The organism is Paenibacillus sp. DCT19 (genome assembly GCF_003268635.1).
In the GTDB taxonomy this organism is placed as follows: Bacteria; Bacillota; Bacilli; order Paenibacillales; family Paenibacillaceae; genus Paenibacillus.
Window position 1 is genome coordinate 2134194 of record NZ_CP029639.1, and the last position, 20009, is coordinate 2154202.

17 protein-coding genes are annotated in these 20009 nt (G+C 45.6%); 15 read left to right on the forward strand and 2 right to left on the reverse strand.

What is annotated here, in order from left to right; genetic code table 11:
* Window positions 1-84: 84 nt before the first annotated feature.
* The 11 genes from DMB88_RS09610 (at window position 85) to DMB88_RS09655 (ending at window position 12080) form a co-directional block, all read left to right on the forward strand.
* A complete protein-coding gene (locus DMB88_RS09610; RefSeq protein WP_164848655.1) occupies window positions 85-1002 on the forward strand; it encodes an ABC transporter substrate-binding protein in 918 nt (305 codons plus the stop codon).
* A gap of 1 nt (window position 1003) precedes the next feature.
* The gene (locus DMB88_RS09615) at window positions 1004-1588 is read left to right on the forward strand and encodes a nitroreductase family protein (protein WP_164848656.1); all 585 of its coding nucleotides are present in this window, start codon (window positions 1004-1006) and stop codon (window positions 1586-1588) included.
* A 163-nt stretch (window positions 1589-1751) separates the two neighbouring features.
* Window positions 1752-5756: a DNA polymerase III subunit alpha gene (locus DMB88_RS09620; RefSeq protein ID WP_128101179.1), complete on the forward strand. Its 4005-nt coding sequence runs from the start codon at window positions 1752-1754 to the stop codon at window positions 5754-5756.
* Window positions 5757-5966: 210 nt separating this feature from the next.
* On the forward strand, window positions 5967-6458 hold the full coding sequence (locus DMB88_RS09625; RefSeq protein ID WP_128101180.1) for a phosphatidylglycerophosphatase A family protein: 492 nt from the start codon (window positions 5967-5969) through the stop codon (window positions 6456-6458).
* Window positions 6459-6988: 530 nt separating this feature from the next.
* On the forward strand, window positions 6989-7177 hold the full coding sequence (locus DMB88_RS09630) for a hypothetical protein (RefSeq protein WP_017689496.1): 189 nt from the start codon (window positions 6989-6991) through the stop codon (window positions 7175-7177).
* 225 nt (window positions 7178-7402) lie between these two features.
* Window positions 7403-7579 carry a hypothetical protein gene (locus DMB88_RS30205; protein WP_164848657.1) on the forward strand — a complete coding sequence of 59 codons (177 nt, stop codon included), beginning with the start codon at window positions 7403-7405 and terminating at the stop codon, window positions 7577-7579.
* A 2-nt stretch (window positions 7580-7581) separates the two neighbouring features.
* Entirely contained in the window at window positions 7582-8475 is an 894-nt protein-coding gene (gene accD, locus DMB88_RS09635; protein ID WP_056695477.1) for an acetyl-CoA carboxylase, carboxyltransferase subunit beta, read from the forward strand.
* Entirely contained in the window at window positions 8476-9507 is a 1032-nt protein-coding gene (locus DMB88_RS09640) for an acetyl-CoA carboxylase carboxyltransferase subunit alpha (RefSeq protein ID WP_128101181.1), read from the forward strand.
* Window positions 9508-9613: 106 nt separating this feature from the next.
* On the forward strand, window positions 9614-11041 hold the full coding sequence (gene pyk / locus DMB88_RS09645) for a pyruvate kinase (RefSeq protein WP_128101182.1): 1428 nt from the start codon (window positions 9614-9616) through the stop codon (window positions 11039-11041).
* Window positions 11042-11175: 134 nt separating this feature from the next.
* Entirely contained in the window at window positions 11176-11679 is a 504-nt protein-coding gene (locus DMB88_RS09650; protein ID WP_128101183.1) for an acyl-CoA thioesterase, read from the forward strand.
* Window positions 11679-12080 carry an FxsA family protein gene (locus tag DMB88_RS09655; protein WP_128104385.1) on the forward strand — a complete coding sequence of 134 codons (402 nt, stop codon included), beginning with the start codon at window positions 11679-11681 and terminating at the stop codon, window positions 12078-12080. Before DMB88_RS09650 ends, DMB88_RS09655 begins: the two co-directional genes overlap by 1 nt.
* 95 nt (window positions 12081-12175) lie before the next feature.
* Here DMB88_RS09655 and ytvI read toward each other — a convergent pair whose 3' ends face one another.
* Window positions 12176-13294 (reverse strand): sporulation integral membrane protein YtvI, encoded by a 1119-nt coding sequence (ytvI, locus tag DMB88_RS09660; protein ID WP_128101184.1) that lies wholly within the window; start codon window positions 13292-13294, stop codon window positions 12176-12178.
* Window positions 13295-13771: 477 nt separating this feature from the next.
* Here ytvI and citZ point away from each other — a divergent pair, with 477 nt between their 5' ends.
* The 4 genes from citZ (at window position 13772) to DMB88_RS09680 (ending at window position 17844) form a co-directional block, all read left to right on the forward strand.
* Complete coding sequence (gene citZ / locus DMB88_RS09665) at window positions 13772-14884, forward strand: citrate synthase (protein ID WP_128101185.1); 1113 nt, start codon at window positions 13772-13774, stop codon at window positions 14882-14884.
* Window positions 14885-15035: 151 nt separating this feature from the next.
* Window positions 15036-16328 carry an NADP-dependent isocitrate dehydrogenase gene (gene icd / locus DMB88_RS09670; RefSeq protein WP_128101186.1) on the forward strand — a complete coding sequence of 431 codons (1293 nt, stop codon included), beginning with the start codon at window positions 15036-15038 and terminating at the stop codon, window positions 16326-16328.
* A 15-nt stretch (window positions 16329-16343) separates the two neighbouring features.
* Window positions 16344-17285, forward strand: coding sequence for a malate dehydrogenase (gene mdh, locus DMB88_RS09675; protein WP_128101187.1), 942 nt, complete (start codon window positions 16344-16346; stop codon window positions 17283-17285).
* A 133-nt stretch (window positions 17286-17418) separates the two neighbouring features.
* Complete coding sequence (locus tag DMB88_RS09680) at window positions 17419-17844, forward strand: hypothetical protein (RefSeq protein ID WP_128101188.1); 426 nt, start codon at window positions 17419-17421, stop codon at window positions 17842-17844.
* Between the two features lie 303 nt (window positions 17845-18147).
* On the opposite strand, the gene DMB88_RS09685 is transcribed toward DMB88_RS09680, so the two are convergent.
* Complete coding sequence (locus DMB88_RS09685) at window positions 18148-19707, reverse strand: histidine kinase N-terminal 7TM domain-containing diguanylate cyclase (RefSeq protein ID WP_128101189.1); 1560 nt, start codon at window positions 19705-19707, stop codon at window positions 18148-18150.
* Window positions 19708-20009: the final 302 nt, after the last annotated feature.

Genomic DNA, 20009 nt, shown 5'->3' on the forward strand with positions numbered 1-20009 from the left:
TCAAATCTCCATTCATTAATGTTTGGACATGTATATAATGAGAATGAGAATCGTTATTATTTATATACTGAAGGGGATAGACTGATGAAATATTCAAAAAAATGGCTAGGATTAGGAATGATTCTAACCCTGCTACTAACTACAGCTTGCGTTGGGACCAGTGGAGAGAACTTGGAGTCTAATGCAAAAGCCGAACCTCAAACACAAGAACAACGTGTGGTCGCCACTTCCGTTACATATCCTGATTTCTTGTATGTGCTTGGTGTTACACCTGTCGCAGCAGAGAATTATCATTCGGATTATCCGGATTATTTGGAAGGCAAATTCGACAACGTACCGAAGCTGGGGAATGGTTCTAACTTGGAGGGTATTCTTGCAGCTGAGCCGGATATCATCATTGCTCCTAAATGGCGAGATGAGAAAATATATGACCAGTACGCCAAAATAGCTAAAACCGTACTTCTTCCCGACCGGGAGAATTGGCGTGATGAATTGAAGGACATGGGTGAAGCCTTGGGTAAACAGAAGGAAGCTGAGCAGGCTATCCAGGATTATGATCAGAAAATTGCTGATGCTCGCGAGGAACTGAAAGGTCTAGTTGGAGATGAGACGTTTATCTACTTGAGAGTTATGCCCAAAGAAAGCTATGTAATGGGTGAACTTTCGAGCAGGGGTATGGTAATTCATAAAGAGTTAGGACTTAAAACTGTAGCAGCTTACCCAGCGAATGAAGGGAGTGTTCCTGTCTCGCTTGAGCTGCTAACCGAGTATCAGGCTGATCACATTATTCTGCAAATTGATGGTGGGGATGATAACACCAATGCTCAGAAACTATACGATGAAATGAAAGAAAGTAACATCTGGAAAGACATGAAGGCAGTTAAAGAAGACCAAGTGTATTTGGTAGGTGACAAGGAGTGGATGAATTTTGGATTCTCATCAGTCGCTACTTTGAATGCAGTCGAGGATATTATGTCTGTCATCCGGGAGAGAAATCGTTAAGATGGATAACCTTCAAATGAGCTTTGTGGAGCGGGTAATTCGAGAGCGAAGGACAGTTAGATCTTTTAGCGAGAGATCTATTTCTCAAGATAAGTTGCTTGGACTGCTTGAGGCAGCAGTGTGGGCTCCGTATCATTCCAAACAAGAGCCATGGCGTTTTATTATTTTTATGGACGAAGGTCGTAAGGTGTTCTGTGATGCTGTGCTCTCGACTTATACTTCGGAAGAGTTAGAACAATTTGGCCAAGGTACAACAAGGGATTACTGTGAGGACACTCCAGTACATGTGTGCGTTGTTGTTCGGCAGGGTAGGGATCCTGGGAGAAATGAAGAGGCGATACTTGCTGCAGCAGCACTGATCCAAAATTTGCAGTTGCTTGCCTGGGAAGAACGTATTGGACTAGTGTGGAAAACTAACGAATACAACAGGGAGCAGGCGTTTGCTACGCAAATAGGTCTGAATTCGGATGAACGGTTGGTGGGGACACTTCACCTTGGATATCTGCCGGACGATGCGGTTTCTCGACCAGTGACCAGAAAACCGGCAGAACAACTCATCACCTGGATTCGTCATGAACAGGAATAGAAGTTCGTATGTACTTGTAAAAAGAGAGGTGCAGATATTATGATATATCTGTTACTATCTCTTTTTTTTTGTTTCTAGTCATACGTTTTGGAAGATGTGTTGTTAGAACTTTTTATTTATAGATTAATATGGAATGTTTTGAGTGGGGAAAGGAAGAAATAACATGAGTTCTTTTGTGCATTTGCATGTTCACAGTGAGTATAGTTTGCTGGACGGCGCTGCGCGTATTTCGGATCTCGTGGACAAAGCTGCAGATCTCGGAATGACATCACTTGCGCTAACCGATCACGGCGTGATGTATGGCGCTATTCCTTTTTATAAAGCGTGCGTAGCACGGGGCATTAAGCCAATCATCGGATGTGAAGCGTATATGACCGCAGGCTCTCGCAAAGAGCGGGGGAGTCGTAAGGATCAGCCGATACATCATTTGATTTTGCTGGCGAAGAACATGACTGGTTACCGTAATCTGATGAAGTTATGTTCAATTGGTCATTTGGAAGGTTTTCATTATAAGCCACGAATCGATATGGAGAGCTTGCAGGCACACCACGAGGGTATCATTTGTTTAAGTGCGTGTCTGGGTGGAGAGGTTCCACAGCATTTGCTGCACGGACGAGAAGAGGAAGCACGGCGTGCGGCGCTGCGTTACAAAAACATTTTTGGAGAAGACTTCTATCTTGAACTTCAGGATCATGGTCTTTCGGAGCAAAAACGTGTGAACCCACAGCTGATCAAATTAGCCGCTGAGCTGGAAATTCCGCTCGTAGTGACGAATGATGCTCACTATCTGTCAGAAGAGGATGCCGAGCTTCAGGATGTGCTGATCTGCATTGGGACAGGTAAAACCGTTGATGATGAAACTCGGCTGCGGATTGGATCGAACCAGCTATATCTGAAAAGTGGGGAAGACATGGCGCGTTTGTTCCCTCATGTGCCTGAAGCTGTAGCCAATACCGTTCGTATTGCGGATTCATGTGAACTGGAGCTGGAGTTTGGCAAATCTATTTTGCCTGAATATAGACCTCTTCCGGAAGGGCTGAGTCCGTCTACGTATTTGCGTCAATTGTGCGAGGTAGGCATGGAAGAGCGGTACAGCAACACTGTGCGTTGGACAGACAAGGAGCAGCGTTCAGAGCTGGAGCAGCGATTGGATTATGAGCTTCGGGTCATTGATAGCATGGGATTCTCCGATTATTTCCTCATCGTGTGGGATTTTATCGCCTATGCTCACCGTCAGAACATTGTGACAGGGCCTGGTCGGGGTTCATCCGCAGGCAGTATCGTCGCTTACACGCTGAAAATTACAGATGTTGATCCTATGAAGTACAACCTGCTCTTCGAGCGGTTTCTAAATCCTGAACGGATCTCCATGCCCGATATCGATATTGACTTCAGTGACGAGCGTCGGGACGAAGTCATTGATTATGTTGCGGACAAGTATGGAAAAGCACATGTGGCGCAGATTATTACCTTTGGTACAATGGCTGCTCGTGCAGCGGTACGTGATGTTGGACGGGCACTCAACGTGCCATATGGTGAAGTAGATAAGGCCGCGAAGTTAATTCCGGGTCAGCTTGGTATCAACATTCAGCGGGCGATGGAGACAACGCCTGAATTGATGACGTTATATGAGACTAAACCGAAAACGCGTGAGCTATTGGATATGGCGATGAAGGTAGAAGGTATGCCTCGTCATGCCTCCACACACGCAGCCGGAGTGGTCATCTCTCGTGATCCGCTGACAGATGCTGTACCGCTCCAAGAAGGCAGTGAGGGGACAGCTCTGACGCAATATTCCATGGAGAATTTGGAAGCTATCGGATTGCTCAAAATGGACTTTCTCGGATTACGTACCCTTTCTATTATTGAGCGCTGTCTTCGTTGGATTGGAGAGCATGGAGAAGTGCCAGATTTCCGCCATATCCCGGATGATGATGCACAGACGTATGAGATGCTGGGGCGCGGCGATACGATGGGCATATTCCAATTAGAGTCTGCGGGAATTCGGCGTGTCATGAAAGACATGAAACCAAGTGTATTCGAGGATATCATCTCCGTGCTGGCTCTGTATCGCCCAGGTCCAATGGAGTTTATATCCAAATATATTCAGGGTAAGCATGGTCTGATTGCAGTGGATTATCCGCATGCCGATCTGGAGCCGATTCTGAAAGATACTTACGGCATCATCGTCTATCAGGAGCAGATCATGCAGATTGCTTCCCGGATGGCCGGTTTCTCACTAGGAGAAGCAGATTTGCTGCGCAGAGCTGTTTCGAAGAAAAAACGGGAAGTGCTGGATCTGGAGCGTGGACACTTTGTTCAGGGTAGCCTGAAACAGGGGTATAGCGAAGCAGAGGCAGACTTGGTCTATGATATGATCGTCAAATTTGCAAACTATGGGTTCCCACGTGCCCATGCCGCCGCTTATGGTGTACTGGCTTTCCAAACAGCGTATCTCAAAGCCCATTATCCGGTTCATTTTATGGCATCCATGTTAACAGCAGTGATGGGTAGCCACCGGAAGGTTGCCGAGTATGTCGTGGAGTGTCGGCGGATGGAGATAGAGGTATTACCGCCGGATGTGAACGAGAGTGGTATTCTGTTTACGCCGGTCTTTACTACTACTTCTTCTGATCGACAGGAAAGTAATGCTACAACTCAAACCGATGAGAACACGGAAGAGGAAGCTATGAATGTTCATGATGATGGCTATGACCATGCACACTACGGTGATGCACCTCTGCCAGATGATCCTGGGCCTGAGCCCGGAGAAGAGGAGGCTGCTTATGAATGGCAGGCATCCACTGCGATAACCGAATCTTCTCCGAAGCCCGAAGGGGCGGGCATTGTCACAGCTTCTACAGCAGAACATGCGAACGAAGAAGAGAAGTCAGATTCACAGCCGACGGTTTCATTTACAGATGCAGGGTTATCGGTGGAATCGGATGAAAGAGTACAGGAATCTCTGACGTCGGGTGCCATTCGCTTTGGTCTTGCCGCTGTCAAAAACGTAGGTACCCAAGCGATGGAAAGCATCATGATGGTGCGTAAGGAACGTCCTTTCGACAGCTTGCTCGACTTTTGTCGACGTGTTGATCTACGTGTATGCAATAAACGGGTAATTGAATCGCTGATCCAAGCGGGAGCCTTTGACTCGTTGCCAGGTCATCGAGCACAGCTGCTTGCCATGCTGGATGAAACGGTAGAGGCGGCGCTGAAATGGCGCAAGGAACGTGAAGACTTGCAGATTCAATTGTTTGATTTTGTGGAGACACCCAATTGGGAGATTGAATATCCGGAAATTCCGCCTTTCTCTGCGAGTCAGCAGTTGGAGCTAGAGCGCGAATTACTCGGTCTCTATCTCTCTGGACATCCGTTGGATGATTTTGAGAAAACACTGGAATCGAGCGGCGCGGATCGAATTATGGAACTGACCGAGGCAGCCGACGATACGATGGCGGTTGCAGCGGGCATGGTTGTCTCTGTGAAGTCGATCACGACGAAACAGGGGAAAGCGATGGCGTTCATGGAGCTCGAAGACCAGATTGAACGCTGTGAAGTGGTTCTCTTTCCCGAAGTATGGCGGCGAAGCCAGCAGGTGATCGGGAAAGGTGAACTGCTCGTCGTGCGCGCCAAGGTGCAGCAGCAGGACGAAGGGTTTAAGCTGCTGGCTGAGGAGGTGGCGCCGCTCACACCGGCGGCACTGGAACAGCAGCTACGCAGTCGCGAACGGCGCGCGAAGCCCGGCAGCGCTTCACGTCCAGCGGCTGCGCCGAAGCAGCCAGCTGGTGCGGGTGCTTCGGCGCAGCATAGCGGCGTAGGCTTTGCAGCAGTGCGCGGTAGCGATGCTGCAAGGGGTGACGCAGCCGGGGCGGGAAGCGCTGCGATTGGACGCCCTGGTGCAGGCAGTGCGGAGCCGACTCGTCGGCCTCAGGCGGTGGAGCAGCGGGTGTTTGTGAAGATTAGCCCACAGGCGGAGACTCCTGAGCTGCTTGCCCGGTTGAAGCAGCTTCTGGAGAAGCATCCAGGGCCAGTAGCCACCGTGCTTTTCTATGAGCAGCAGCAGAAGCTGCTCGCACTGAGTGACGGCTATCGGATTAAGCCTTCACCAACCCTCTTTGCCGAAATGGAGAACATGCTCGGTGAGGGAACGGTCAAAATTAAATAAAGGCAGTAGACCACTTGTGTGTCTACACAAGATAAGAAGAACCTGTTCGGTGCCAATGAACAGGTTCTTTGTGTTTTATTTATTTGTTTATTCCCAGCTGGATTGACATGGTGTGGCTTTTTTTATGAACATTTTGTGAGTATGCTGCATACACTTGAGAACACCGAAGAACCTGGGGTTCTCCGGGGGAGTGAGGCGGGAGGTCGAGATATGTCATATGAAATCGTAGAAGCTATGCTGGCCCGGCGGGGTGTACAGATTGAAGCGATCGCGGAGATTGTATATCATCTGCAAAAAGGGTACCACCCGGAACTGACCATGGATGATTGTGTCATCAGTGTTAAATCTGTGCTGCAAAAACGTGAGGTGCAGTATACGCTGTACACAGGTATAGCCCTTGACGAGCTTGCAGAGAAACGTTTATTACCTCAGCCACTACAGGCTATTATGGAAGCGGATGAATCCTTGTACGGAGTGGACGAGACTCTGGCACTTGGCATTACACATGTATTTGGCATGATTGGTTTAACTAGCTTTGGTTATTTGGACAAAGAAAAAATAGGCATTATTCATGACCTGAATGAGCATGGATCAGCCATTCATGTGTTTCTGGATGATCTTGTTGCAGGGCTTGCAGCAGCAGCTTCTGCTCGTATTGCACACAAAAACATAAAAGCCAAAAAATATCCCAGTGATGTATAAGAGGTTGTTCAAAAAGTCCGCTTTTGATTACGATGGATGCCTGAAGGCATCTCAGCATCGAAGATGAAATTCAGCCGAAATGTCCGTTGCTCACGTAGTTTTGCCTACGCTCCGCTACTCCATTTCTATCTTCATTCCATCTTCTCGGTACTGAAAACCGATCTTTTTGAACACGCACTATAAGTGTAGGCCTGTAAACGTAACGGGATGAATGAAGTCCAGCATCCACAACTTACGGGTTCAATAGATACGTATAGGTTGTGTGTTAGATTCAATTTGTCCTTTGTCGAGCTAGAGTTGCGGGTCTTCCATGATGTAGCGGTCGCTTGGAAGACCTGCATAAACTTCCATATTGCTTCAATATGCAAACATTTCGTTGACCGTTTCGGTTGCCTTTGGGGAGCAAATGTCCCTTATAATCCTGTTTTCTACCGATAGATCGCGAACCCTTTCTTGCAGAAAAAAAGTGAGGTATGTTATCATTAGTCCAATATACGGGCTCTGAACATTAGCTTAGGGGCGGACATGGTATGTGGACGGTGATTTACATTGCACCGACGGCAAAGGTTGCGGACAAGATCAAGACCAAGCTTTCGGAAGAAGGTTTTCTGGTACAGACCCGTCCCATCAGTTTATCCAAACAGCAATTTGAGATTCGCGTTCCTTCAGGGGAACTGGAAGAAGTCCAGGAAGTGCTGAATTCAATTCTGCATTCCTGATCGTTCAACATCAGACACGCCTTGGCGAATGAGAAAGTACCATTGGTACATAAGGCTGACCGCGTAAGCGGAGAGAGAGGAATCGACTTGCATGTGCTGTATGCTGCTGTCCTTCCTTCTTTTTTTGTTAGGACAAGAACCGATCTCGTTGCATTCGGAGACCCTACCAAGATAGATTCAAGCATCGGCGCAACAATCTTTCGGTAATTGCAGGTAACATCAAACGTGCTGACAGAAGCCGCTGATCCTTGCCTTATTCCGGTGGATTTTTTTGTTGTGAGTGCTGGACAAGACCCACGGCAGCTTGTGGGACGTAAGCGGTTTACCGTCGTACGTGGAGAAGTCGTCATTGACGATAACTGCAAGTTGCGGCTAATCAAATCAACGGCTGGAGAGGTGTAGTTGTGTTCAAAGATATATTCCAGAAAAAAAGGAAGTACGCCACCATACCTTCCGAGCGTGCGCTTCAAGGCGAAGGTCAAGAAGTGAGTGAGCGCCCAAAACGAGAAATACCTGAAGGGCTAATGAACAAGTGCAGCAAGTGTGGCACGATTCAATATAGTAAGGAACTAGAGAAGAACCTGAAGGTTTGTCCTTCTTGTGGTTACCATATGCGTCTTAACGCAATGGAACGTATCGCGATGATTTTGGATGAGCAAGGATTCGTGGAACATGATGCGGATATGGTATCGGTAGATCCCCTTGGCTTTCCAGGGTACAGTAGCAAGCTGGAGCAGCAACGTCTGAAATCCGGTCTGAAAGAAGCCGTTATTACAGGTGAGGGTACGATTGAAGGTTTACCCGTTGTAGTAGCGGTTATGAGCTTTGACTTCTTTACAGGTAGTATGGGTTCAGTGGTTGGGGAGAAAATTACGCGTGCCATTGAATATGCTACTGAGAAGCGTCTGCCCATTATTATTTTCTCTACATCAGGTGGTGCTCGGATGCAAGAGAGTATTCTTAGCTTGATGCAGATGGCTAAAACGAGTGCAGCGTTGTCCCGATTAGATGAACAGGGTGGCTTGTATATTTCAGTAATTACAGATCCGACTACGGGCGGTGTTTCGGCGAGCTTTGCGAGCTTGGGCGATATTAACATTGCTGAACCGGGAGCTGTATTTGGATTTGCCGGCAGAATTGTTATTGAACAAACGATTCGTCAAAAACTGCCTGATGATTTCCAAACAGCAGAATTTAATATGCAGCATGGACAGTTGGACTTGGTGGTTCACCGGAAGGAACTTCGTACAACCCTTGCCAAGCTTCTAGATATGCATAGTGAAAAAGGAGGGGTCTAAATGGCGGGTGAGTTGCCATATGAAGCGCCTCTGGTTGAGATGCGCAAAAAGATTGAAGAACTCGTACAGTTCGGACAGGAAAAAGGCATCGACTTCACAGACGAGATTGCGCGTCTGGAGGAGCGTTATCATAGACTGGAAGAAGAAATATACTCTGGCATCACAGCGGCTCAGAAAATGCATCTGGCTCGTCATCAGCAGCGTCCAACAGCACTCGATCTTATCCAGTTGATTTTCACGGATTTCATTGAGCTGCACGGTGACCGCATGTTTGGCGATGATCTGGCTGTTGTTGGTGGACTAGCGAAGCTGGATGGCAAGACAGTGACCGTCATTGGACAGCAGCGGGGGAAAGATACAAAAGACAATATCGCCCGCTTTTTCGGGAGCGCTCATCCGGAAGGATTCCGGAAAGGGCTACGCCTGATGAAGCAAGCAGACAAATTTGGACGTCCAATTATTACGTTTATTGATACTAAAGGGGCGTATCCGGGTAATACTGCTGAAGAGAGAGGTCAATCGGAGGCTATTGCTCGTAACTTGATGGAGATGGCAAAATTGTCTGTGCCTGTTATTGTTGTCGTTATTGGTGAAGGCGGAAGTGGCGGCGCACTTGCTCTTGCCGTGGGTAACCGTGTGCTCATGCTGGAGCACGCCATCTACTCGGCGATCTCTCCGAATGGAGCAGCTTCGATTCTGTGGAAGGATGCATCCAAGGCAGACCAGGCTGCAGAAGCCATGAAGATTACAGCCAAAGATCTACTTGAAATGAACGTTATTGAGGACATCATACCTGAACCTCGTGGCGGAGCTCACCGGGATTATGAAGCTTCTGCGTCAGCCATTCATGAGGCACTCATCCGTCATCTGGAAGAGATGAAAGGATGGAGCAGCGACCAATTGAAGCAGGATCGCTATGAGAAGTTCCGTAAGATTGGCTCGGTCACATTTGAATCTCCAGTCCCAGATCAAGCTCCGCAGCCACCTGTAGAAGTGGATGTTGTGAATAATTTGTCGGGAAATGCTGAATGATGTGACGAATTTCCTATACAAATGAACCAAAGTATAGTAAATTTAATAGTTGGAAAAAGAAAAAGACATATACAGAGAGACCTTTTAAAATCGGAGGAAACCCAAAATGCGCAAAACGAAAATTGTATGTACGATTGGCCCATCCAGTGAGTCACTGGAAAACACGAAAAAATTGATTATGGCCGGTATGAATGTGGCCCGTCTGAACTTCTCCCACGGTGATTTCGATGAGCACGGCGGACGGATCAAAGCGATTCGCCAAGCATGCGAAGAACTGAACAAAACAGTAGCGATCCTGCTGGACACCAAAGGACCGGAAATTCGGACAGGTAAACTCGAAGTTGAACCAATCGAATTGGTTCAAGATGAGTACATCACTTTGACAACAGAAGAGATTCTGGGAACCAAAGAACGTCTTTCCATTACGTATGCAGATCTCCCAAATGATGTTGAGCCGGGATCTACAATTCTGATCGACGACGGTCTGATCGGACTGACTGTGGTGGAAGTGCAAGGCACCGAGATCAAATGCCGTATCGTTAACGGTGGTTCGATCAAGAGCAAAAAAGGTGTTAACGTTCCGGGCGTTGCTATTTCTCTGCCGGGTATCACTGAAAAAGATGCTAACGATATCGTATTTGGTATCGAGCAAGGTGTCGATTTCATCGCGGCTTCTTTTGTGCGTAAAGCTAGTGACGTACTTGAGATTCGTGAATTGCTTGAGAAACATAATGCTGGACATATCCAAATCATCTCCAAAATTGAGAACCAACAAGGTGTAGACAACTTGGATGAAATTCTTGAGGTGTCTGACGGTCTGATGGTTGCTCGTGGAGACCTGGGTGTTGAAATTCCTGCTGAAGAAGTACCATTGGTACAAAAACGTATGATCGAAAAATGTAACGTTGCAGGTAAACCGGTTATCACAGCTACACAAATGCTGGATTCCATGCAACGTAACCCACGTCCAACACGTGCTGAAGCAAGTGACGTGGCTAACGCAATCTTTGACGGTACAGATGCAATCATGTTGTCTGGTGAGACGGCTGCGGGTAAATACCCAGTTGAATCCGTTCTGACCATGTCTCGTATTGCTGAGAAAGCTGAATCTGCTCTGCCTTACCAAGAGCTGTATCTGAAACAGCGTGTTGCTCAACAAACAACTGTAACAGAAGCAATCAGCCAATCAGTTGCATTGTCAGCTCAAGATCTGAACGCAAAAGCGATCATTACTTCAACTGAATCAGGTCATACAGCACGTATGATCTCGAAATATCGTCCAGAAGCACCAATTATCGCTGTAACAACAGAAGACAGAACTTCCCGCCGTCTTGCACTGGCTTGGGGTGTAACACCTGTCAAAGGTAGATTGGTTGATTCTACAGATGCATTGTTTGAAAATGCAATTGAAGGCGGAGTGAAATCCGGACTTGTTAAAGAAGGCGACCTGGTTGTAATTACAGCTGGTGTACCTTTGGGTCGTTCCGGTTCCACGAACCTGATCAAAGTTAGCCAAATTCCTAACCAAGCTTAATGGTTGGATTGGAATTAATGATGTGAAGAATGGCAATGAAGCAATGGGGCGTTATGTCCCATTGCTTTTTTCCATCTATATAGCAATGTGCAACCACAACACATTCAGACTCGTATAACGAAGGGAGTAACCTCATGAAGCAAAATGAAACAGGGAATTGGTATGCGGCTAACCTCCGCGTGCGTTATCAAGAGAGTGACCAGATGGGCGTAGTTTACCACGCGAACTATTTAAATTGGTTTGAGATCGGTCGAACTGAGATGATTCGCCAAATGGGGTATACATATCGTAAAATGGAGGAACAGGGGTTACTGCTTCCCGTAACCGGGCTGGATGTGAAATATCATAAACCTGCAAGGTACGATGATGAAATTATGATTTTCACCCGAATTACTGCATTTAGCGGTCTACGACTGAATTATGAATATGATATAAGACGAGTGACTGCAGATAATGGTGTGGACAGCATAGGACAACGAGTGTGGTCATCAGATGAATCTAGGCCAGGAGAACGATTAGTCACAGGCTCTACCCAACATGTATGGGTGAACGGGGACTGGAAGGTAGTAAGGCTGGATAAGGCGGCCTCTGAGCTCTACAGTGCACTTGAGAAAGTGTGGCTCTCAGGAAAGGAGTAATACGAATGCGTAGATGGATGTGGGCTGTACTGCTCATCGTTCCCGTTATTGAACTGTTTGGTTTTATTCTTATGAGCGACTGGATCGGAGCGGGAAAAACACTGCTTCTTATGATTCTCACGTCCCTGATCGGTATAGCAATGCTGCAATTTGAAGGACGGAAAGTGCTTGTGGATGCCAGAAATGAGATGGAACGAGGTAAAGTACCTGGCCGAAAAATGGTCGATGGACTATTTGTTTTCGTTGGCGGCTTTTTGCTACTGATTCCGGGTTTTGTTACGGATCTCATCGGGTTTACATTGGTGTTTCCATTAACACGTTCGGTGTATCGTCTATTTTTCTTAGGATGGCTTGAGAAAAAGATGCGGAATGGCAGCATTAAATTTTATCGTCGTCCATAATGATAATATGTACTCGAGCAAAAAGGCTCCACCCGTGCAGATTCATCTGCCGAGTGGAGCCTTTACTCATACTCTAAGTAAACTCACTGTACGCTTCATCGAACCCTTCCGTTAATGATGTATGTTCGCAGATCCCGTAGCACATTGGCTCGATTGAATGCATCGAGAATGACCAGGCTTACCGGACCGATGATCAAACCAAGCACGCCAAATAGCTTCAACCCTACAAACATGCCCACTAGTGTGGCAAGAGGGTCTAGTCCTACACTGCTAGCTAATACTTTAGGCTCAATAATCTGCCGTGCAACCAGCACAATCAGATAGATGACTGATATGCCAATCCCCAGATACAGATCTCCGTTCATAATGAGATAAGCTGCCCACGGAACCATCACTAATCCGACACCGAGATAAGGTAACAGATCAACAAGCCCGATAAGAAGTGCAATCGTGAAGGCAGATTTAACCTGTAAAATGAGTAATCCAATCATCACAAACACAGCGGTAATGGAGATCATAATGAGTTGTGCTCTTGCATAGCCAAACAAAGCTTTCTTCAAGTCATTCCATATATCAGTGATCGGTTTGCGAATAGAGGAAGGTACCCAGCCGGATACGGTGATGCTATGACGACTCCAACTTTTACTTATAAAGAACGTGGAGAGGAGTACAACGATTAATACTGCACCCATGTTAGGTAGTGAAGTAAGGAGATTAAGAATCATGTTGAAAAATCCAGTGACAAGGTCTGTAACCGCCGTTCCGAGCGTCTCGGTTGTTTTGCTGATGTTGCTGTTGATCGTTTCCTGATAGTTCGGATTTTCTTTGTAAAATTCATTAATCTGTGTAATTAGACTTTGGATCGTATCATTCTCTGTCCAGCGGATAAATACGGCCTTAATTTCATCAACATGAAGATCAAAGCTAGTTGTTAATGAAATGACCTCTTTCACCATGCGAGTTACAGCAGCGGATAACACCAGTACGATAGCCCCAAAATACACGATCAATGATAGAGTGACAGCGAGCCAGCGTGGAAACCGTGCTTTATGCTGAAGCAGTTTTACAAGAGGGTTCATGGCATAGGCGATGATCCAGGCAATCGCAAAAGGGTACAACAGGGGAAACAGCAGATAAATGGCCACTGCGATGAGGATCGTTGCAATAATAACCCATAATCCGCGCAGTAGGCGCTTCAATATAATTCTGTCCAAACCTCACGTCTCCTTATCTAATGATTCATTCAGTTCCATGAAGGTATCTAATTAATATAGAGCAAATAGGACATTTTGAAACGCTGATTGCGTGAAAATGCATAAGATTTGTATTCTTTTGCCTAGAGTATGCCAGATGGCAGGGGAGAATAGCAATAAAAAAGAATAAGCTGAACAGGTCAATGTCAAAATTATATATGTAGAATAAAATGTAAACCTTGTTTGTGTAAAGGCTTTCAAAAATGCTTTATCGACCCGATAAATATGTTTGATGTGCAAAAGAGCTTCCGTCATGTTCACATAAACGACAAAATCCAGTATGATTATATAAGTAATTATCGATTGACAGATGAAAAACCCGAATTTTTACTTCTTTACTATTTTATGAAATGTAAATGTTTACAACACCAGAAATGCTTATGGAAAGCTTCATTAGGCTAGTGTTTTTTGATTTCGTTTAATAAAGGAGAGAGTAATATGACAGCTACCAAAGGTCTGGAAGGCATCGTTGCAACAACCTCCTCGATCAGCTCTATTGTAGACGGTGTACTTACATACCGTGGATACAATATTGATGATTTGGCAGAGCATGCAAGCTTTGAAGAAGTTGCTTATTTGCTGTGGTTTGGTAAATTACCGAGCGCAGATGAATTGAAATCCCTTCGCAAAAGCTTGAGTGATTATGCGCCGATTCCAAGTGAACTCGTTGCACAAATCAAATTGTATCCCCAAAACATGAGCACGATGGCAGCTCTTCGTTCTGCTATTTCTGCCCTAGGATTATATGACGAGCAGGCTGACGAAATGACGGCTGAAGCGAACGAGAACAAAGCGGTTAAATTGCAGGCTCAATTGCCAACGATTGTTGCAGCAATCGCTCGTATTCGTCAGGGTAAAGAACCTGTAGCACCAAAAGAAGGCGCTTCCATTGCCGAAAACTTTTTATATATGTTAACTGGTGAAGAACCGACGGATACAGCAGTAAAAGCGTTGGATCAAGCGCTCGTATTACATGCGGATCACGAGTTGAATGCTTCCACTTTTGCAGCGCGTGTAACTGTTGCGACGTTGTCCGATATTTATTCCGGCGTCACTTCCGCTATCGGGGCGTTGAAGGGGCCGCTACATGGCGGTGCTAACGAAGCCGTAATGAAGATGTTGAATGAGATTGGCACACCGGATCGCCTTGAAGCAGCAATTCAGGAAAAACTGAATAACCGTGAGAAAATCATGGGCTTTGGACACCGTGTGTACAAAAATGGCGACCCACGTGCGAAGCATCTGCAGAAGATGTCTAAAGAACTGGGCGACATGAATAATGATACACGTCTCTATGATATGTCTGTGAAGATTGAAGAATTGGTTACAGGTCAAAAAGGTCTGAAGCCAAACGTAGACTTCTACTCTGCGTCTGTCTATACACAGTTAGGCATCGAGCACGAGTTATTCACACCAATCTTCGCGATTAGCCGGGTATCCGGTTGGACTGCTCACATTCTAGAGCAGCTCGCAGATAACCGTATCATTCGTCCTCGTGCTGAGTACACTGGACCAACGGAACAGAAGTACATTTCAGTCGAGCTTCGCTAATTACGTCAAAACCAGTATAATAATGAAGGATGGGGCGAAGGGTGGTTTCAATTGACGAGAGTTGGTTGAAAACAAAAGACCCTTCCCTCGATTAGACAAGCGGTATGAATCATACCTAAACTCATACAACGATCAAGGAGGAATTGTAACTATGAAATTAGAAAAATTCGCTCATCCAACTGAAGGAGAAAAAATCCAGATCGATAATGGTGCACTGCAGGTTCCTAACAACCCGATCATTCCGTTCATCGAAGGTGACGGTACAGGTCGCGATATTTGGAAAGCTTCCAAGCGTGTATTGGATGCAGCAGTTGAAAAAGCATATGATGGCAGCAAAAAAATCGCTTGGTACGAAGTATTTGCTGGTGAAAAAGCATTTAATACATACGGGGAGTGGTTGCCGAACGATACGCTCGAAGCGATTCGTGAGTACATCGTAGCAATCAAAGGACCTCTGACTACACCTATCGGTGGTGGTATTCGTTCCCTGAACGTAGCACTTCGTCAAGAGCTTGATTTGTATACATGCCTGCGTCCAGTACGTTATTTTGACGGCGTACCTTCCCCGGTTAAACGCCCTGAATTGGTCGATATGGTTATTTTCCGTGAAAATACAGAAGATATCTATGCAGGTATCGAATATGCAGAAGGTTCCGATGAAGTGAAAAAAGTAATCCAATTCCTGCAACAGGAAATGGGTGTTAACAAAATCCGCTTCCCTGAAACTTCTGGTATTGGTATCAAACCAGTTTCTTCCGAAGGTTCAAAACGTTTGGTTCGTGCAGCTGTGCAATACGCAATCGACCATAACCGTAAGAGCGTTACATTGGTACACAAAGGTAATATCATGAAATTTACTGAAGGTGCCTTCAAAAACTGGGGATATGAAGTGGCTGAAGATGAGTTCGGCGATAAAGTATTCACTTGGGCTCAATACGATATCATCAAAGATAAAGACGGTACAGATGCAGCGAATGCAGCACAAAAAGCAGCTGAAGATGCTGGCAAAATCATCGTAAAAGATGCAATTGCTGATATCGCTCTGCAACAAGTATTGACTCGTCCAGGCGAATTCGATGTTATCGCAACATTGAACCTGAACGGTGACTATCTGTCTGATGCACTTGCAGCGCAAGTGGGCGGAATCGGTATTGCTCCAGGAGCTAACATTAACTATGTAACTGGACATGCTATCTTTGAAGCTACGCACGGTACTGCTCCTAAATATGCTGACAAAGACGTCGTGAACCCTGGTTCCGTAATCCTGTCCGGCGTAATGTTGCTTGAGCACCTGGGCTGGCAAGAAGCGGCTAACCTGATCTACAAAGGTATGGAAACATCCATTAACAATAAAACAGTAACGTATGACTTCGCACGTCTGATGGACGGAGCAACTGAAGTGAAATGTTCTGAATTCGCTGATCAAATCATTAAAAACCTGTAAGGGGAGATGTGAATCGTGACTATTCAGCGCAAAAAAATCACAGTAGTCGGTGCCGGTTTTACTGGTGCTACGACTGCACTGATGCTTGCCCAAAAGGAACTCGGGGATGTTGTACTCGTGGACATTCCTCAATTGGAGAACCCGACAAAAGGTAAAGCACTCGATATGCTGGAGGCAAGTCCTGTTCAAGGCTTCGACAGTCATATCGTCGGAACTTCCAACTATGAAGATGCTGCAGGTTCGGAGATTGTTATTATTACGGCTGGAATCGCCCGTAAACCGGGAATGAGCCGTGATGATCTGGTCAATACGAATGCGGGAATCGTGAAGTCCGTCTGTGAAAATGTGAAAAAATATTGCCCTGATTCAATCGTCATTATTCTGAGCAACCCGGTAGATGCAATGACTTATGCAGCATATAAAACTCTTGGTTTTCCCAAAAACCGCGTGATTGGTCAGTCAGGCGTACTCGACACTGCCCGTTATTGTACATTCATCGCTCAAGAATTGAACGTATCCGTTGAAGATGTGCGTGGATTCGTTCTTGGCGGTCACGGAGATGATATGGTACCCCTTGTTCGATATTCAAGCGTTGGAGGCATTCCGATCGATACGTTAATTCCAGCAGACCGGATTGAAGCGATCGTACAACGTACACGCGTTGGCGGTGGTGAAATTGTGAACCTGCTTGGTAACGGTAGCGCGTATTATGCCCCAGCGGCTTCCCTCGTGCAAATGACGGAAGCGATCTTGAAGGACAAGAAACGTATCATTCCTGTCATTGCTTATCTTGAAGGTGAATATGGCTATAACGATCTGTTCTTGGGTGTGCCGACGATCCTAGGCGGCGGCGGGATCGAGAAAATATTTGAATTGGATCTGACTGCTGAGGAAAAAGCAGGGCTGGATAAATCTGCTGAATCCGTTCGGAATGTCATTTCCGTTGTAAATATCTAAGTTTGAAAAGATTTTGAACAAGAATATGGAGAAAACCCCCGAAAAACCGGGGTTTTCTTTCTTTTGGATAAGTTCCCCAGTATAATGGTATGTGATGTATAGCACACCGAATTTATTGAGGAGGATGGAAATTTTGGGAATGATTATGTATCTGCTTCATATTGTTGGAGCACTGTCGTTAGGCTTCTACCTGATTCTGCCGTTCGTAGTTGGCAGGATCCGTAAGCTGAGTGTAGCAGCACAAGAGGGCGCATTCACATCACTTCGATCCTTGAATCGTATCGCTCAGTATGGACTAATTATCCAGCTTCTCACTGGGGGTTACCTGATGACCAAAGGGGAGTACTCTCACTTGTGGATGGGTGTAGTGGTTGTCCTGTTGCTTGCAATGGCTGCTATCGGTGGAATCATGGGGAAACCGCTGCGTTTGGCTGCAGAAGGTGTGAAGAGCAACCGTGATGTAAGTCCAGAACATGGCAAGATTCGTATGTTCAGTACACTACTGGCTGTGTTCTTGCTCATTATGGTTTATCTCATGGTAGATAGTAGCGTAATCTAAGAATAAACAGTACGACAATACGTAAAGCGTTCTAACCTGATTTTTAGCCTTGGTCAATTGTGCCAGCAAAATGACGATGGGACAAGCTGAGCTGGCGTAATTTCAGGTGCACATACAAACCAAGATATAACACAAACAGACAGCCCTCAGACTGTCTGTTTTCTTTTGATTAAGGTATTCTCAACCCAGTGGTATTAACGATGACGTACTAAATTAAGGATACGTTCCAGAATGGAGCCGTGTGTTGGAGTTCTTGTTATTATTCGAGTGTGGAACCAGCTTAATTTGGCTTGGCGGGGTGAATTAAGCGAGACTGGCGCTATAGGCAAAAACAGCATTCCGCCCATTACGCTTCGACTCATATAACGCAAGATCTGCATCTCGTAGTAACGATTCTAATGAATCTTCTTCCCCATTGTACTGTGCAACCCCGAAGCTTGACGTCAGCGAAATAATTACACCTTCCACCTCAAGTGGCTCATTGAACAACGCAATTCGTAGCTGTTCAGCAAGTTGTTCTCCATCCTGAAGGGACGCGCCAGGCATTGCAATCACGAATTCTTCGCCACCATATCTGGCAAATAGCGTTTCTGAGTTCAGATAACGGTTACATACCGTGACAACGTGAATAATTGCTTTATCACCTACATCATGTCCATAGGTATCGTTAATTCGTTTGAAGTGATCGATATCAAATAAAATAAAGGCAGCTGGCCGCAAGTTCAGTTTGGCATCGTTCAGAATTTCCTTGCCCTTATTCAGAAACTGCGTTCGGTTATAGATTTTGGTGAGCCCATCAAAATAAGCCATTTGCTTCAGCTGCTCCTGCAGAAAACGTTGTTCGGTGATATCAATGAGCATAATCAAAATTCCAACAACCTGAGCACCTTTATTAAATACATATGATGTTCTAACCTGATAACATACGGTATGTCCTTCTAACTGCCAGTACAAATCGGTCTGAAGACCTTCTCTACCATACTCCACTGGAAAGGTTTCCCCCGCAAGGCCAAGCCAGATATCATCCCACCTTTTTCCGATCATGCTCACTTCAAGTTCAGGCAACATGAGACACATGGCTTTATTGTAATCCACAAGTCGATTGGAACTATCAAGTACAAGTACACCTTCGCGCATGCTCTCAAATATGCTGTCTTTGGCAATCGGGACGATCGTAAGCAGGCGTGAGGATAGAATGGCCCAGATATACATAGCAGAGGTGATACACATCAGCACCGGAACGGGATCTAATCCACCCGGAGTGAGCCCCAGCAGATAAACAAAGGCAGCAGCCATCGGAATAAGCTGTGAAGTGATTAGCGTGAGTAATTGTCTACGATACATTTTCTTCGTATGTTTCCATTGCCCAACGAGAATGAGACAGGCACATAAGAGACACGAGAAGGTAAACGCCCCTTGTACAACGTACCACTGGCCTATGGAGATATTCATAAGGGGGACTCCCGTATCTATTTCAAGCCAAACCTGTTTGTAAAATAAATGGTGGTAATCATTGGTGGCTACCATGAAGAGCGAAATGGAAGGGATGATAAACATGGCAATGGTTGCTTTTCGAGATAATGTCCTCCCGGTGTATTGAATCATGAGAAGCAAGCCGAGTGAAGCGGAGAATGGCATACCCATATACTGAACGACTGTCCAAAATTTCATCTGCTCCAGTGTATTGCTGGCTAGTTGAATCGCATATCCGAACGTATAAACGCTAAGAGCTGCTGTATAGAGCATAAATATTTTGGAACTAGGAATCTCAGCTCTTCTAAAATACGAGTATAAACACAAAAAGACATTCAAAACGGCTGAAGTGGTCACAAGTGTTATATATGAATCAATGTTTGATCCCATGGTCTGGTCTCCAAATCGTAATGATTTCTAAAAACTTATCTGTATACTGTACATTGTACATCAGCCAAAGCGGCATAGGAATACAAATTACGATATGAAACAGTGCTTTTTTGAAAATAAAACGAACTTTATCGCCTAGTATATGGTTAAACGGTGAAAAACATCGAAAATACATAAAATTACAGTAATATCATTCCAATTCCATACATTTGCTTGTTTAATTCGTAGGCGAAGTGGTAAGTAAATTTAGAGGCAACATGCTGAAGGTTGTCAGGAAGAAGATTGAAGATCAGAATAATCTG